Consider the following 17,138-nt stretch of genomic DNA (forward strand, 5'->3'; position numbering starts at 1 on the left):
ATGGAACGGATTAGACTTGGCGAATTGTTATTTAAGGAGAAGTTAATTTCCCAAGAGAGTTTGGATAAGGCTATTGAGTTACAAAAAAAATCTGGAGATAAATTAGGTCACATATTAGTTGAAATGGGAGTAATTTCTGAAGAAGCAGTTTTAAAGTTTATCGCCAATCAGCTTAAAATAACTTATGTCGATTTAAATCATTATGAAATAGATAAGAATCTTATTCATCTTTTACCCGAAATTTATGCCCGTCGTTATCGTGCTCTTATCATAGGAGAAGAAGATGGAGCTTTAATAGTGGGAATGTCTGATCCTCAAGATATTAACGCCTTTGATGCAATCTCAAAAATCTTGAAACAACCTATTAAAATGGCTGTAGTCAGCGAGTTGGCTTTGCTGAAAGTGTTCGATAGAGTTTATCGCCGTACACAAGAGATCACGAATTTTGCTCATGAGCTTTCACATGAAATTTTAGAAGAGTTTAAGGAGCAAAAAGATGATTTATTTGATGAAGCACAAGAAAGTGAAGAACAAGCCCCTGTTGTTAAACTCTTAAACTCTTTATTTCGTGATGCTGTTCAAGCACGCGCCTCCGACATTCATATTGAGCCTGGTGAGAATTCTTTACGAATTCGCTTTCGAGTGGACGGAATATTAAATGAAAATATTTTAGATGAAAAACGTATCCTAGGTGCTTTGGTTCAACGTTTAAAACTCCGTGCTCACTTAGATATTGCTGAAAAACGCATTCCACAAGATGGTCGTTTTAACTTTAAAATTAAAGGAAAATCATTTGACGTGCGTGTGTCAACACTTCCTACAGCGAATGGAGAAGCAGTTGTCATGCGCTTATTGGATCAATCCACTCATATTACTGATTTAAATCAGTTGGGTATAGACCATAAGATAGTTAAACGTATAGAAAATATTTATTCTAAACCTTATGGGATGCTTCTTGTTACTGGTCCTACAGGAAGCGGTAAAACGACTACATTATACAGTGTATTGCAGCGCATCAATTCTCCAGAACGTAAAATATTAACTGTTGAAGATCCTATTGAATATAGGATTGAACGAGTGAATCAAGTGCAAGTGAATCCCAAAATAGATCTTACCTTTGCCCGGGTTCTACGTGCCATGTTGCGCCAGGATCCTGATGTCATTATGGTCGGAGAAATTCGTGATGCTGAAACAGCGCAAATAGCGATGCGTGCTGCAATTACAGGACATTTGGTATTAGCTACATTACATACTAATGATGCAATGACTTCGGCAATGCGTTTAATTGATATGGGCTCAGAAGGTTATATGGTCGCAGCAGCTGTTAAAGGAATCATTGGCCAGCGATTAGTTCGAAATTTGTGCGATAATTGTATAATAAACAATGCTCCACTTGATCCTCACGAAATCGTTTGGCTTGAATCAATGAAAGTCGATGTAAATCTGTCATTTAAAAAGGCCAAAGGATGTTCTGCCTGTAATTATCGTGGATATTTAGGACGGACTGGAGTTTATGAGCTTTTGGAGTTAAATAAAGACATGTTAATCGCTTTAAGACATAATGACTCAAACAGTTTTGTCAAAGCAGCACTGGCTTGCGAAACTTATCACCCTTTATCCGAATCAGTATTGGATCTCGTGAAGAAAGGTATCACTTCAGTTAGTGAAGCCATTCGCGTAGTTGGACAATTAGATGAAGAATTTATGAGACGATAAATAGAGATGAGTACTGTTATAATCGTTTAAAAAATTGTAGTGTGAACATCACGTAGTAAAGCTAGGGCTTTATGGCAAAGTTTTGCTTTCTATCAAACTACAATTTCTGTCATTACGAGTATAGTATTATTTTGATAAGGGACTAGCGTATGCCAGAATATTATTTCAACGCCCGAGATCAACAGGGGAAAGCATTGAGCGGTCAACGAAACGCACTCAGTGCAGAAGATCTTGCTAACCAACTGATCAGTGAGGGCCTCATACCGCTAGATATTTCTGCAAGTCAAATTAAAAGATCGCTTACTACGCCAACCTCCAAAACAAATTGGTTTGTCCCTAAAGTAACTCTAGGTGATTTGCATATATTTTGTCACCAGATGTATTCACTGATTCACGCAGGGATTCCTGTTGCTTCTGCAATAACACGGCTTGCCGATACTACACGCAATAAAACGTTAGCTGATGCGCTGCAAAAGATAGTGATTGCTCTCAATAAAGGCAGTTCTCTCAATATAGCCATGGGTCAATTCCCGAAAATTTTTTCAGATTTTTTCCTTAATTTAATTGTTATTGGAGAAAACACTGGTAATTTAGATAATATTTTTCTGCATCTTGCCGAATATCTTGAGATGGAAGTAGATATTACTAAAAAAGTAAAATCAGCTTTACGATACCCCATAATGGTGATCGGGGCCATTATTATTGCATTACTTATCATTAATGTTTTTGTTATTCCTGCATTCGCTAAACTTTATGCTAATATGCATGGGATTTTACCATTACCTACACGTATTCTCTTAGCCACATCTAATTTTATTATTCATTATTGGTATTTATTGATTGGAATTATCCTATTAATTGTATTGGCTATTCGATCTTATATACATTCACCTATAGGAGCAATTCAGTGGGGGAAGTTGCAACTTAAAATTCCGATTATAGGATGGCTTATTCATCGCATACTCCTTACTCGGTTTGCTCGGCTTCTTTCTTTAGTATTACGCGCAGGCATTACCGCGGTTGATGGTATTCGGATGGTTGGTGCATCAACCAATAATGTTTATATGTCTCAGCAAATCAAAGGAGTTACTGATTTAATTGCTAAAGGCAATACAATTTCAGCAGCTATAGATAAAACGCATCTTTTCCCTCCTCTAATTATTCAGATGATCGTACTTGGGGAGGAGAGTGGTACCATTGATCATCTACTTGATGAGGTGGCAGAGTATTACCAGCGTGAAGTTAACTATGACCTTGTTCGTTTAAGTGACGCGATCGAGCCTATATTACTCGTGATTATCGGCGGCATGGTATTAATTCTTGCGTTGGGGGTATTTTTGCCGACATGGAACTTAGCGTCTTTGGTGAAACAACAATGACAAACATGAAAAAATCCTACCGCTTATCGAGTGTTCATATTGTAGTCTTATTCATTTTGGTTGTTCTTCTTATAGGCATATTTATACGTTTTTTAGATTTGATGCAAGCTTCTATTGAAGAGGTTTCTGTACAGAGTACCCTTTTTAATATGCAGCAATTCGCGCGTTTTCAAAGTTCGTTTTCTGAAACCAAAAATCCAGAATGTACCTTTCTAAATAAGCCTGATTTATTTCGGCAATTTAATGTGCGTTCTGCAGATTCTTCAAGCGCAAAAAATGTTCCTGGGAGTTGGATATATGACTCTAAAAAACATCAGCTTATTTATAACGTGCGTAGCAGGAACTATTTTAAATCAAAGTACTCCCAACAGATGGTTATTGATCTATACTGTAACCAGGGGAATGCTATTTTTAAGGTGGACTCGTTCCAATGGTGCCATGATAAGAAAATTTGGGGCTGTACTGTATGGTAACTAATTTTTGGCATATTTAAAAAGAATCACTAGTAAATAAGGATATTTCAAATGAGTAAACAAAAAGGTTTTACTTTAATCGAGTTAGTTGTTGTAATGGTGATATTAGGAATTTTAGCCGCTTATGCAATCCCCAAATTTTATGATTTTAGCACACAGGCTAATATTGCAGATCTGAATGGTTTAGCTGGAGCAATCAACTCAGCTAATGTAACTGCCCATGGTGCGGCTTTAGCCACGGGACAAACTGGGGCTACTGGCTCAATTACTATGGAAGGCAGTACAGTTGGTTTAGTTTTTGGATATCCATCTGCTGCGGGTATTACAAGTGCAGTGAACGTATCAAGTGCGTTTGCAGCATCTACTTCCGGCTCTGCGACAACCTATACGCTTAAAACGAACTGTACTGTTGTATACACTCAAGCGAGTAGCGCTACATCACCTCCAACTGTGGCTATAACTACTTCTGGGTGTTAATGTTGTTATGATTCGTTCCTAGGGGTTAGCCTAGGACCGAATCATAACCTATAACTTGGGCCCAGAATAAATGAGTAAACAGGGGTTTGAATGAAGAAGGAAAATGGCTTTACATTAATTGAGCTTGTTATAGTGATGGTCATATTAGGAATTTTAGCTGCTTATGCTATTCCTAAGTTTTATAGCTTTAGTACACAGGCTAATATTGCAGATCTGAATGGTTTAGCTGGAGCAATCAACTCAGCTAATGTAACTGCCCATGGTGCGGCTTTAGCTACGGGACAAACTGGGGCTACTGGCTCAATTACTATGGAAGGCAGTACCGTTGGTTTGGTTTTTGGATATCCATCTGCTGTGGGTATTACAAGTGCAGTGAACGTATCAAATGCGTTTACAGCATCTACTTCAGGTGCTGCGACAACTTATACGCTTAAAACGAACTGTACTGTTGTATACACGCAAGCAAGCAGTGCTACATCACCCCCAACTGTGGCTATAACTACTTCTGGATGTTGAGTTTGATACCATCCTAAAATCAGATTTTCGGGATTCGATTTTAGGATACTATTCATTATTTTCTAAACAATGCTAATCGATATTTTCCTATTTCTTGAAAGCCAAGAGATTTATAAGCACGTATAGCAGAATTCTCATTGGTGAATAAAATAGCTCTTTTGACTTGATTCATAGCCGCTTGCTTTAAACAAAGAGATACAACAGTTCTGGCAAAACCTTTATTTCTTAAAGAAAGAGGGGTATAAACTGGGCCTAGCTGTACAATATCAGGTAAATGGGCATTGAATCCACACAGTGAAACCGGAGTATTATTTACAAATAAAACCCATCGATTTTGGCTAAGCTGTTTATCTTGAATTTCATTAATAATGGATTCTTCAAGTTTGGGATTATTAACATCTTCTCCAAGTGCTTCTATATGATAAGCAACAAGCCATTCTTTGATGACATCTATTTGGCAATCTTGTACTGATTTAATGGCACAGTCATATGTATGAATTGTTTCAGGCATCATCATTTTTTCAAGATTAAGTAAGAAAAGCTTTTCTTGATAATTGACGGCGAATAGGGAAGGCGATTGCAAGTCTAGCTTATCAATGACAAAACTGGCTTGAGAGTCTTCTCCTAATACTCCAGCAATAGGCCTTATTCTATTCAGTTTAAATTCATCAACTAATGCTGATAATATAGAAAAATTTTCAGCTTGCATCATTATATTCCCATTCCAATAATGAACTAAAGTTCCATTAAGTTGATGGTTCTCGAAAGAGCCATAATATTCTCCGTGAAATGGCGCATCTTGGTAATTGATTCCTGAGTAATATAAATTGTTCCTGATGAACATCGTGGTTTCTTGATAATTATTGAGATAAGTGGACAATTCTTCTACATGTAATTCGTTCAGTTTCTTTATCTCTATCATATTTTCCTCGGTATGATGATTATTGTTTTGCATATATTTTATTCAATAGAGATTATAGTATTTCAAAAGGAGGTCTTTGTCAGGTTTATCTTTTTTCAGGAGCATTTTGTACTGAGAGGACTAGCAAATGAAAGTGTCCAAAAAGTTATCTATACTTAAAGGGTCCAGCTTTGTTATATGAAAGGAATACTTTTTAGTGAGGTGTAATGATGCAATCTGTGCAAGAAAAAGGGCATGATTCTGAACGATATTTTGTTGTGGTGAAATCATTATCGAGCAAGGAAAAAAAAACACCTCTTTTTGTAATAAGCCACCCCATCTTAAAAACACATGCTGAAGAAGTCGCTCAAAATATCTTGAAAAATCGGCATCCAATTGAAGGTAAAGATTATTATTTAGTCAAATGCCACATGCCTAACGAAATATTATCCGAATTTGTTATAAGAAAAAAAGATATCGTACTTATGACGGTTGCAGAGATTCAAGATAATGAGCAAGAAATTGAGATTACGCCAGTTGATACCACACAAATTGCAAAGAATATCATGGAAGATGTGGGAGATGAGGAACTTATTTTTATAAAAAATAAAAATGAAATCGAAGTGCACTATAAAAAAGATTCAATATTGCACAAAAAAAAAATTGATTTATCTCTTGATGATATCAAAAAATTGTTCCCAGAGAATGAAGGTTTCTTTCTGGGATATACCACAATAAAATTTTCTGAACTGCCTAATGGTGTTAAAGAGACACTTGAAAAACATGGTCTTCCTATCAAAACAGTTCCTCTTATTTTGTCAGAAAATGAAAAAAATGAATTTTTTCGTGTTAACCGTGCTCACAATAAAAATAAAATAGATTTGATTGTGATTGTAGGTAAAGACAATGAAAAGGATAACAGCCACCAAAATGGGATCAGAAAAATACAAGAACTTTGCAAACAGCATAATGTGACGGTGCATATACTTGGGGATGGAAAAAATTGGATAGATTTTTCAGACGTGTGCGACTTAGAACGAGCAAATAATTTAATTATATGGGGGCATGGCGGTATAAAAATCAAAAATCATACGATTGATCTTTTCAATACACAAAAAAAAACGGGTGAACTTTTACAAATAATGCAAGATATCAGTGGATTTAAACATGCAATTATTACATCTTGTTTTGCTGGCATTATTCCTCAGAGCCTTCTGGAGTCAAAAACAAAACTGTTACCCGGAACCAGCCTCATGATGCCATCTTCTGGTGATGATTTTAGCTTTATTAGAGATAATCTGAATATTATTAGTCATACTATCGAATTGTGTGGAAAAAGAAAAAAACAATCTCAGGAGATGTCTTTAATTGAAACAACACAATGTACCATCATGAGCACACCGCAAACGATTGTATTTTCACATATCCCTATGACAGTAAATCAAGATCAACCTTCTTTACAAATACTATCTTGTACTATTAGGACACCTCAAAAAGCACAAGATGAAGTCATGCTGGATTGTATGAAATTAAGGTTCTATTTATTAGCCGAGTTCCATGAATATATTAATAATTTAATGGACGGGAACCAGGCAAAAGCTTTTGAAAATGAATTTAATTTATTAGGAGTAGAAAAAAATAACCGTTTTGAAGAGGACTATAAAGCGCTTATGATGGATACTAAAGATAAAACTTACACCAATCCACTTTTATTAAACTATTATGAAAAACAGGTATTATATAATATAGCTGCGTGCCTAAACCATACAGTATTAGATAAACATCTAAAATATCTCGAACACATGGGTCAAAATGAAAATAAAGAAAAAACATCGTTTTTTTCTTTATTTTTCACACCCATTCTTGGGGGGAAACGAGATGATATTGATAAGACTGCTACAGAGTGCTTAAGAGCTTTGATGAAGAGTCGTATAGGGTGTTTTTCGGAAAATAAGAAAGACGATATGATTAATACTCTGAAAGTGCTTTGTAAATATGGAGCTGACTTCTCTATAAAAGTTGAAAATAAAGCGGCACTCGAGCATCTCTTAGAGGCTAATCAACCAGAATTAATCTATGCTCTTTTAAATTATAAAATAAATAAGAATAGTGCTGCACTCTATAACGAAGTGTTTAAACATGCATCTACACCTCTTTTGAAAAATATTCTATTTAATAAAGATATTTTATTAGATTTAAAAAAGTTATCTAACGAAAATAAAGAAAAAATAGCCAACATTGCCAATGAGTCTGATTGGTTGAAGCAAGCCATCATAGAAGGGAATATTAAAGCAATCAAAAGATTACTTTTATGTAAGGCTGATGTAAAACGTTATGAATCGGAGCACGGAAACTCACTGCTTCATTTAGCAAGAGAGACACAGTATGAGAATCCTAAATGTTACTCTACTATTAAAAGGATGTTGGTTGAGTATGGGGTTGAGCCATTAAAAAAATTTTCAGGCAGGGATCAATACTTTCAGATGCAGCTACGTTTTACTTGTAGGACGACAAATTTATTAAATAACAACATTACTGATTTGACTCAGGAACCTTCAATAATTAAAGATGAAAAAAAAGACCCTTCGTTTTCTCAAAATAAAAATAAATAATGTGGGGTCGAGATAAGGACTTTATTTGATTCCCTGTTCTGGATCTTTCAAAATCTGAGCGAAGCCGAGAAACCATAAACAGGAAATAAAGTTAGAACCACATTGTGGTTGTCCTGGAAATCGTTTATAGCGATCTCTACTTTTTCTACTCTATTAATCGAGTAAAGCCAGACGTTTTATAGGTCCATTTTTTAGCCATGAGGGTAGAAAAATATTCTTAGCTGGTTTCATATGGTTTGTTCATATTGGGATTTATTATTACTATGTTAAAAGAAAAGGATAGGGGGATGTTTTGGGAGCGGTGATAAAATAGTAGATTACCTGTAATGCATACGCTATCCTCAATTAGGGAAGACACCATTTTCAACCAAAGGAGTGATATATAATGACCTTTTCCTCGCTAAAAGGACCAGCTATTGTTCTTACAATGATTTTTTCTCTTACTGTTTATGCAGATGCTCAACAACAAAGTGGAGATTTCCAAACTATATGTACAGATGCTTGGATGAAAAAAGCTGATAAAGCAAAAGATAAAGTAGATTATAAAAATTTTGGTGAAAAATATTGCAGTTGTGCGGCAAAACAACCCTTAGATAATGATGCTGCGGTAAAAAAAGCAATTCAGCTATGTATGTCAAGAACGTTATTGCATGATGCCATGGATTCTCTAGAAGATGAAATTACTTTAAATAAAGCCAAAGAAAGTGACATTAATGATTATTGTCTTGATAGATGGAACGTCGTTTTGCCACAACAAACAGAAGATGATAAAAAACTCATTAATGCTTATTGTCAGTGCGCTCAGCCAAAACTAATGGATCTTATTAAACAATCAGATAACATGACTGATAATGAATATGAAGCGGGTATCGATAAAGTTGCTGATAATTGTGTTGAGAATTCGCTAGCTACAAAACCAACTCCAACTCAGTAATCCAAAAAATAATTTATACTTTTCGGTATGTTGCCTGACTTGGGTTATTAAATATAGGAATAATTTTTGAGTATTCATGGGAGTTGTTGACAATTCATTTTTTTGCAGAACAAAGGGAGGCCTTTTTGAAAGAACTAGACTGGCGAGATAAGGTATGGATCCTGTTACTCATGCAGCATTAGGCGCTTCCTGTTCACAAGCAATTTTTGGAAAATATAATAAGCATATTCCTTGGAAAGTAGGTGCTTTAGCGGCTATGGCACCAGATCTGGACATTTTTATTCGTTTTAAAAATGATCCTATGAGTTTGGAGCTGTGGCATCGTAACTTTACTCATTCACTCTTGTTTATTCCTGTGGGTGGAATATTGGTGGCTCTATTCTTTTTGTGTTTTTCCCGTTATAGAGCATGTTGGAAACTTACTTTATGTGCCGCCTTGGTAGGTTATGCTACCCACGGGCTTCTTGATGCACTCACTTCTTACGGTACCGTGTTACTATGGCCAGTGAGTTATAAACGGATTAGTTGGGATATTATTGCTATAGTGGATCCGATATTTACTATCCCTTTAATATTAGGTATTGCTTGGTCTGTTATCCATCAAGATCAAAAGGGCATTATGTTAGGTTTGTTATTTGCAAGCATTCTCTTGCTATTTAATAGCATACAACATCAACGTGCGCTTCAAAGCATACAAGCATTCGCCGCGCAGCAAAAATTACGCTTAACAAGCATTCGCGCAATGCCAGCGTTAGCAAGTTCCTTTTATTGGCGTGTCATTGCAAAAAATAACCATTGCCTCATTATTAAAGAGGTTCATACACCAATTTTAAAAAGAGGTTCTATAATGTCCGTGGCACAAGTTCCACTTTTTTCTAGCCACACTAGTGCAAGTTTTACTCCAGGGCAACAACGTGATTTAGCTGTATTTTCGTGGTTTAGTGACAATTATGTGATTGTTGCTCAGTACACCCCCTTGACTCTTGCGGATGGCCGTTACACTCTAGGTAATAACCCATCATACTCATTATGGGGAATTGAGTTTTTACCAGGAAAAGAACATATTACAAAATTATCCTCTATTTTGCTTAATAAACATTGTGAATATTAGAATCCGTTTTTCTATACTAGTTTTTCGTGAACTTTTTTCATATTAATCGATTTTTGCCATTTTGAAATAATCAATGCAGCAATAGCATTACCGATCATATTGGTTAAAGATCTCCCTCCAGACATAAAACGATCTACCCCAAGAATTATAACTACGCCAGCAACAGGAATGGTTCCTACAGCGGCTAAAGAGCTGGCCAATATAATAAAACCACTACCTGTAACACCTGCTGCTCCTTTTGAACTGATAATCATAATCATTAATAAAAAAATTTGTTGTTCAAGGGGCAAATTTGAGTTGGTTGCCTGGGCAATAAATAAAGCTGCGAGAGTAAGATAAATCGCTGTTCCATCTAAATTAAAAGAGTAACCTGTAGGAATTACCAGATCCACCACTGATTTATCACAACCTAATTCAGTTAGTTTTTCCAGTAAGTTTGGCATCACGGTTTCAGAAGAAGATGTTGCAAAAACGATAAAAATTTCGGTTTTAAAATACTTGATTACCTTAAAGACATTTAAGCCTAAAACAAAATAGAGAACGCTACCCAGTAAGACTAATATAAATACAATGCAGGTTAAATAAAAACAAAGCAATAACTCAGTCAATCCGAGTAAAGAATGGGCGCCATATTGACCTACGGTATAGGCCATAGCAGCAAAAGCAGCCACAGGAGCATAATGCATCATCGCATGGATGATGTTAAAAAATATTTTGGTCAGGTGCTCAAAGCTTTCTAAGATAAATTTTCCTTTACTCCCGTATGACATCAAGCCTAATGCAAATAGAATAGCAACAAACAACACTTGCAGAATTTCTCCATGGACAAATGCACTAAAAAAAGTTTCAGGCACAATATTCAAAACAAAATCCTGAATATTATTTATCTGCTCTGTTTTACCCAGATAAGATTGTGCTTCGGAGATATTTAAAGAAGACGGATCTATATTCATCCCTGTGCCGGGCTGAACTATATTGGCTACTACTAACCCCAAAGCTAAGGCACAAATAGTTGTTATCAAAAAATAAATGAGTGAGAGACCACCAATTCTACCTACGGTTTTTAAATCACTCATTGCTGCAATACCTGAAACAAGTGTTAAAAAAATGATGGGGGTAATCATCATTTTTATTAGCTTTATGAATAAATCGGCAAAGGGTTTAAATGAGACTGCTAGTGTTGGGGCTACAATGCCTAAAAGAATACCGATAAAAATTCCTGCAATAACTTGAACATATAAGCGTTTAAAAAATTTCATAATAAATCCGTGAATCACAATAATGGTTTTTCTCAGTATTTAGGTATAAACAAACAACCAGGTTAGTCAAACTCCCCAATCTATCTCACTGAGCATTTAAAAATAAAAAATTATGTGCACTATAATTTATACGTTTTAAATTGCAATATAGTCCATGTTTATTTGCTGATGGGGGTATGAAGGGGCCTGGGAAAGGGTTATAACGACAATCGTTTTGTCTTTAAAAATCAGATGAAAATAAAATTGTACCTGTTATGATACCCACCTGTTTTTCTAGATGTTATCAATAAATTATGACTGATGTAATTTTTATTGGCGCAGGACCTATTGGTCTTTTAGGTGCTATACAATTAAAGCTGCAATTCCCAGAAAAAGAAATTCTAATGTTTGAAAAATATGAGGTTCCTATACGTAATCACGCAATGTATGTGGAGCAAAGTTCCTTTTCTGGAATGGATAGAAGTAATGGTTTTGGAGAGATATTAGACAGCATTCATTCCAAAGTGACCATTAGTGATTTGGAAAAAAGGCTAAGGGAATATGCCACATCAATTGGCATTAAAATTCAGTATCAAGAAGTAAAAGACTTTAATGAGTTAAAAAAACAATATCCTGAAACTGATTATTTTGTAGGAAGTGGCGGATTAAGAGGAATTATCCATCCTCAAGTTTTTAATGGAGAAAACCAGATTAATGAACCTTTGCGTTATGCAGTTGAAGTGAAATATAAAGCCTCTGGTACTACACATGCACTCAATAAGATCACCGAACTTCCAGGAGTACTTGCATACACCAAACACCTGGTTTCCGAATATGTAGGGCATTTAAAAGAGGGACAAACACCTATTTCACTGAGAATTTTTATTGATGAACCTACCTATCAAGCGATGAAGGGCGCAACCTTTAAAACACCATATACCCTTGCAGATAAGGATAGAATTCCTTCTGATTTATATGAGACCATAACCACTTATTTAAAAGGCAGAAAACATCTCGCTGGTGAAGTAATTGAAGAGAGCAGTTTAAAAATCTCTACGATTACCTTATCTCTTTATGCAAGCAAAGATTTTTGTAAGCAAGTAGATGGAAAAATAATTTTTCAAATTGGAGAGGAGGGTTTTGCCTGCCCATTTTACCGAAGTTTTAATGATAATGCGTCATGCATCCCATTTTTTACTCAAGCAATGAAGGCACTTTTTAAAAAACGTAATGTAGAATCGAATAAAATGAGTTCAAGCTCATTTTTTAGTGCTTCTACAATTGAAGAAACGCCACTTGAATACTATCAACATAATGTACAAGGATTTGTAAATAGTGAGATTCGAACTATTCATTACTTAAACCTCGGGATTGAAATGCTTGAAACTTCAGTTAGCTCATCCCAAGCTGTCCCTAAATTCACAGGATCTAAATTGAATTTAAAAAGAGGGGGTAAGATTTTCTTAAATGAGGTAAAAAGAGAGAATCAAAGTAGTGATCGAGAAAATAGTTCTTTATCAACGTGTGTGCTTTTATAAAATTAATAAGTAAATAAAGTCAGAAGCGATTTAAAAGACAATAAGGTTATTCGCTTCTGACTCCTTTATTTTGATAAATGAGTCATCTCTTAATTGGTTTTGTGTATTCCTATCGCCAGTAATAGCCAAGCAGCAATAAAACACACTCCACCAATGGGAGTAATCATTCCAATGATTTTTATGTTCGTCAAACTCAGTAAGTATAAGCTACCTGAAAAGAACAAAATACCCGCAAAAAATAACCATCCTGAAACTCTTATGGTTTGTGCATTGAATCGATAGAGAATTATGCCTACAAATAATAAGGCCAAGCTATGGATAAATTGATAAAAAACTCCAGTTTGAAAAACATGTATTTGATAGGCACTCAATTGTGTTTTCAAAGCATGAGCAGCAAAAGCCCCGAAAATTGTGGCAAACATTGCTGATAAAGCGCCAATTACCATAAAACGCTTTGGCATTACTGATTTAGGGTGCATCATCGTTAGAACTATTTTCAAAGGCCAATTAATGGATTATATCAAGCTTATTATAAATAAATGCAACAATATGAAATAAAGATTTTGTCCACGGGAAAATGCGTGAAAAATTTGCAGCACGATATAGGAAAAATTCTCTTAAGCAGGGGTTAATTTAAAAGGTATTTTATATACTCCTGGACCTTCTTCCGGACATCCTGCACCCTCTATTTTAATACTCCGTTGACCAGAAAAACTTCCGTCGCCATTCGGTGTAAAAAATTCGAATAGAGTAGATTTGACTTTACTGCCGTTATTGCAATTGAAGAGGTGTGAGGCCTTTAGCTCCCAGCGATTATTCTTCCAGTGATAGTCAATGTACTTGGGGGCACCGGGAGGGGCATATAAATTGGGCGTATGAGCTACGCACCCCGAGGCTTTACAAACAGTGAAGAAATCTTCCTTTTGCTTGGTTGGTCGACTGTTAGGATTAGGTTCGCCATTAAATGTTTGCTTTGCGCGATCTAAGTACCTAATGTATGAACCATAAATGGGAACAGGAATTGACGGGGAGGCGGCAAGGGCAAATGATGTCATTGCGCAAACGGACGTTACAAGTACAAGTGATTTTGTGCAAAATGAAAAAGTGTTAATCATTTTAATTCCATTTACTCGTGTTTCAGCAATTTAATGTTGAGATATAAATTTTAGTCTTGCCCTAATCATACATAATTTGCAGAAAAAATCTTTTTCACATGCGATGCAAAAACAGTCAAACGTAATTATGCCTTCACACTAAAAATAGTTTTATATTACTCGTTATCAAAGAATAGAGTCAAGGATACTCTACTGGCAACTGTATGCCGAATTTTCAATATACTATTAAAGCGGATATCTTAAGAACTTTATTTTTGACTAGTGATTTATAAACATTGCATATAAAATAACTTATTCATATTACCTCAAAATGGTTGTTCAATTCGTTCTTATAACAAGTGGGCTTTATGAATCTCTTTAATAAAATAGCTTTATCAACGATACTAACGTTAACGCTTACAAGCCAATCTTCTGCTGCTAACTTACCCAATAAACCTCCGGTACAAGGTTTAGTAAATATGGGTGATATTACTTTTTATAATAAACAGGACAGTATTGATCCTCCTTCGCCAAATAATTCTTTAGATAAGTTAACATTGTCCAATACGGTACAACTTTTTGGCGGTACTGTAATTAATGTGACTTGGGCTCAATTACAGCCTAATTCGCCAGATGAACATGGTAATATTACGCTCGATACAACAAGTATTGATCAAGCACTTAGTGTTATTAATGCATATAATCAAGCCAATCCCAATGCAAAAATTACTGCTAAATTGCGAGTTTGGGCGGGATTTGCGGCTCCAAACTGGGTAAAAAATTTAAATGGAAATGAACCTATAAATATTGTCGCTCAAAAAGGAAATGTCACCCAAAAGGGAACAGTGGCCCATTGGTGGGAGGAAGATTATTTAGATAATTGGGCCAACTTTTTATCCGCTTTAGCTAATGCAACCGATATAAACGGTTATACTTATGATGAAGAACCATTAATACGCGAAATCAGTGTAACCTCGTGTGCTTCCTCTACGGATGAACCCTTTATTTCATGGGCTGATCCAAACGCAGAACACGCATTAATCAGTGCAGGTTATACGGATATTGCGCAACAAAATTGTTTATCAAATGCTATAAATCTACACTATGCAGCTTGGAAAAACACTTGGCTGGACTTTCCTATTAGTCCATTTTTTCCCATGCAAGGGGGGAGTTCACAACCTAACTTCACTTTCTCATATAGCGTAATGCAGCAATGCGCTGAACATGGGGCATGTGTTATCAGTAATCAGGGTTTAAATCAAGCATCATCTATGAATAGTAATTTGGCGCAAATATATCAAAAAATATTGAGTTTTGTTGCCAATGGTACTGTATATGCTGATTTTCAAACGGTTTCTCCCGCTGTATTGGCAAAAAGTGAAAATGATAATTTGTGTTATGTTTTCAAAACTGGAGCCCAATATTATGCACAATCAATTGAGTTATGGCCTTCTGTTGCCAACTTAAATGGATTTGATACGTTATCGCGTACTCAAATACAAATTTTGGCAGCAATACTTCAAGGCAATATGAGTGAATCATGCGATGATTTTCAGTCTATTAAAAAGTAAAGATTATTAATCATAAATTAAGTTTCGAGTGATACAATACAAGTGTAGCGATATTAAATCTCCAAGGTTATAAATCAATTTTTTATCGCTACATGTAATTTGCTCTTCATCTATCTTACATCTTTTCTGAAGTTTACCTGTTCCTTTTTTTAATCTTTTGCATCTTTGAGTAGATTGCTGCATTATCCATCTAGAAATGGATTAAAAAATGTGTGAAAACAGAATATGCTTATATCCATTCAAAATATTACTGAAAAAATGTCTCTTATTGGCAATGGGGTTGTCGCTTTAATAATTGCCTACTTTACATTTTATTGAGGAAATACATTCGACAGAAACACTTATCTCACTGCAATCTCATCATGCGCTCAGTAACTCCTTAACTACATCTATTTTTTCTCTTCCAACTTTGCCTGTCGCTAGCGGAAATCATTTGATGTTTTCATAATAAAATTTTTTTAGCGTATATGATTGAGGCTTATCGTGGTCTACAATGCATTTTTTTTCAAGGAGTTAATTATGGAACAACAACAGAATAATTTTGAACTGCATGATCTGGAAGCAGGTAGACCGCAACAAGAGAACGAACAACCAGGACCAGATAATGTTCATCCATGTAGGGTAAAGGTTTCCAAAAGCAAATACTGCGGCTTTTTTAGAACGATACAATCCGTATTAGTCCCGCAAATTTCTGCTGAAATAAGTATACTTGAAGGGGATTTAGACACGGCTGAATCTGAATTAAAACTTGCCAAAGCGAACTATAAAAGAAGGTATCTTTATATTTCTGGTCTAGTAGCTGCTACCGTTGGGGTTTTACAACTTTCAAAGCAACAGTGGGCGGCTAATGATGTAAACACAAGCATGGCTATTGATTTTACTTCAGCAGTGGTAACAATAATTGGAACGGCAGCAACTAGTTTCGTCAAATCTTGGGATGATACTGCTGATGATCATCTTGCAGAAATAGCGGAAAGTCGGCGTACTTTGGCTGCATATCAATCTCGATAACCAATCTTCTCATTTCGCAATTGGTTTCCTTATCCAGAAACGGCCATATTTGGATATCTTGAACGAAAAACGCCCCGTAAAATATTCACGTAACGCCTACGTTTCGTTTTTCCGGGGCGTTTTTCGCCCAACCTAAAATAGTTACGTCTTTACCTATCACCAAGTATAAAACATTGTTGTCGAAGCAAGGAATTCATGTGACGATTTAGCAACACGAGCAATCATTAAAGCGACAACTTCATTACCAACAATAAACATCTTTTTTGTGATCGCTTCGTACGCGATGGACGGGCGCAAGAGCATGTGCTTATGTTATGGACAAAATGAATATAGGCAGGTAAAAAATCTGATTGTCGCTACCCATTTATCTTCAGGAGGTGTTATTAATGCTCCGGGAAGTGCTTACCTCGTCGCTCATCTCCGAGAAAAACAAAATACTAAAAATACAACGAGCCAGGCTGGATTTTTTAGTAGAGTCAAAGAACCAAAAGATATAGATCGGTTTCTTAGTATAATGAACGTGACTAGGCAACCCCAAACACAATGATTTTGCATTTATTTTTATCA

The 17,138-nt window shown here is 35.6% G+C and carries 16 protein-coding genes; 12 read left to right on the top strand and 4 right to left on the bottom strand.

Annotated features, from left to right (window positions below):
* The 5 genes from Lsan_RS20380 to Lsan_RS20400 all read left to right on the top strand — a co-directional run bounded on the left by Lsan_RS20380 (position 1) and on the right by Lsan_RS20400 (position 4,561).
* Complete coding sequence (locus Lsan_RS20380; protein ID WP_058515928.1) at positions 1-1,716, top strand: GspE/PulE family protein; 1,716 nt, start codon at positions 1-3, stop codon at positions 1,714-1,716.
* A 149-nt stretch (positions 1,717-1,865) separates the two neighbouring features.
* Complete coding sequence (locus Lsan_RS20385; protein ID WP_058515929.1) at positions 1,866-3,095, top strand: type II secretion system F family protein; 1,230 nt, start codon at positions 1,866-1,868, stop codon at positions 3,093-3,095.
* A 5-nt stretch (positions 3,096-3,100) separates the two neighbouring features.
* Positions 3,101-3,568 carry a hypothetical protein gene (locus Lsan_RS20390; RefSeq protein WP_133134262.1) on the top strand — a complete coding sequence of 156 codons (468 nt, stop codon included), beginning with the start codon at positions 3,101-3,103 and terminating at the stop codon, positions 3,566-3,568.
* A 51-nt stretch (positions 3,569-3,619) separates the two neighbouring features.
* Complete coding sequence (locus Lsan_RS20395; protein ID WP_058515931.1) at positions 3,620-4,045, top strand: type II secretion system protein; 426 nt, start codon at positions 3,620-3,622, stop codon at positions 4,043-4,045.
* Positions 4,046-4,135: 90 nt separating this feature from the next.
* A complete protein-coding gene (locus Lsan_RS20400; RefSeq protein ID WP_058515932.1) occupies positions 4,136-4,561 on the top strand; it encodes a prepilin-type N-terminal cleavage/methylation domain-containing protein in 426 nt (141 codons plus the stop codon).
* Between the two features lie 55 nt (positions 4,562-4,616).
* Here Lsan_RS20400 and Lsan_RS20405 read toward each other — a convergent pair whose 3' ends face one another.
* Positions 4,617-5,516, bottom strand: a complete 900-nt coding sequence (locus tag Lsan_RS20405) for a GNAT family N-acetyltransferase (RefSeq protein ID WP_237762224.1) — start codon at positions 5,514-5,516, stop codon at positions 4,617-4,619.
* 185 nt (positions 5,517-5,701) lie between these two features.
* Here Lsan_RS20405 and Lsan_RS20410 point away from each other — a divergent pair, with 185 nt between their 5' ends.
* From Lsan_RS20410 to Lsan_RS20420, 3 genes are all read left to right on the top strand, one after another.
* Positions 5,702-8,074, top strand: a complete 2,373-nt coding sequence (locus tag Lsan_RS20410; RefSeq protein WP_157068331.1) for a hypothetical protein — start codon at positions 5,702-5,704, stop codon at positions 8,072-8,074.
* A 385-nt stretch (positions 8,075-8,459) separates the two neighbouring features.
* Positions 8,460-9,008 (top strand): hypothetical protein, encoded by a 549-nt coding sequence (locus tag Lsan_RS20415; protein WP_058515934.1) that lies wholly within the window; start codon positions 8,460-8,462, stop codon positions 9,006-9,008.
* A 154-nt stretch (positions 9,009-9,162) separates the two neighbouring features.
* Positions 9,163-10,119 carry a metal-dependent hydrolase gene (locus tag Lsan_RS20420; protein WP_058515935.1) on the top strand — a complete coding sequence of 319 codons (957 nt, stop codon included), beginning with the start codon at positions 9,163-9,165 and terminating at the stop codon, positions 10,117-10,119.
* Positions 10,120-10,130: 11 nt separating this feature from the next.
* Here the strand turns inward: Lsan_RS20420 and dctA are convergent, their stop codons facing one another.
* The gene (gene dctA, locus Lsan_RS20425) at positions 10,131-11,378 is read right to left on the bottom strand and encodes a C4-dicarboxylate transporter DctA (protein ID WP_058515936.1); all 1,248 of its coding nucleotides are present in this window, start codon (positions 11,376-11,378) and stop codon (positions 10,131-10,133) included.
* A gap of 293 nt (positions 11,379-11,671) precedes the next feature.
* Between dctA and Lsan_RS23260 the strand changes: the two genes are divergently transcribed.
* Complete coding sequence (locus tag Lsan_RS23260; RefSeq protein WP_237762225.1) at positions 11,672-12,895, top strand: hypothetical protein; 1,224 nt, start codon at positions 11,672-11,674, stop codon at positions 12,893-12,895.
* Positions 12,896-12,984: 89 nt separating this feature from the next.
* Here Lsan_RS23260 and Lsan_RS20440 read toward each other — a convergent pair whose 3' ends face one another.
* A complete protein-coding gene (locus Lsan_RS20440; protein ID WP_058515937.1) occupies positions 12,985-13,377 on the bottom strand; it encodes a DUF423 domain-containing protein in 393 nt (130 codons plus the stop codon).
* A 135-nt stretch (positions 13,378-13,512) separates the two neighbouring features.
* Positions 13,513-14,010 carry an MBOE_33420 family protein gene (locus tag Lsan_RS20445; protein WP_058515938.1) on the bottom strand — a complete coding sequence of 166 codons (498 nt, stop codon included), beginning with the start codon at positions 14,008-14,010 and terminating at the stop codon, positions 13,513-13,515.
* Positions 14,011-14,357: 347 nt separating this feature from the next.
* On the opposite strand from Lsan_RS20445, the gene Lsan_RS20450 reads away from it, so the two are divergent.
* From Lsan_RS20450 to Lsan_RS20460, 3 genes are all read left to right on the top strand, one after another.
* Complete coding sequence (locus Lsan_RS20450) at positions 14,358-15,560, top strand: hypothetical protein (RefSeq protein WP_237762226.1); 1,203 nt, start codon at positions 14,358-14,360, stop codon at positions 15,558-15,560.
* Between the two features lie 519 nt (positions 15,561-16,079).
* Positions 16,080-16,571, top strand: a complete 492-nt coding sequence (locus Lsan_RS20455; protein WP_058515939.1) for a hypothetical protein — start codon at positions 16,080-16,082, stop codon at positions 16,569-16,571.
* A gap of 301 nt (positions 16,572-16,872) precedes the next feature.
* Positions 16,873-17,118, top strand: a complete 246-nt coding sequence (locus Lsan_RS20460) for an FAD-dependent oxidoreductase (protein WP_058515940.1) — start codon at positions 16,873-16,875, stop codon at positions 17,116-17,118.
* The last annotated feature ends 20 nt before the right edge of the window (positions 17,119-17,138 follow it).

The organism is Legionella santicrucis (genome assembly GCF_001468135.1).
Taxonomy (GTDB): Bacteria; Pseudomonadota; Gammaproteobacteria; order Legionellales; family Legionellaceae; genus Legionella; species Legionella santicrucis.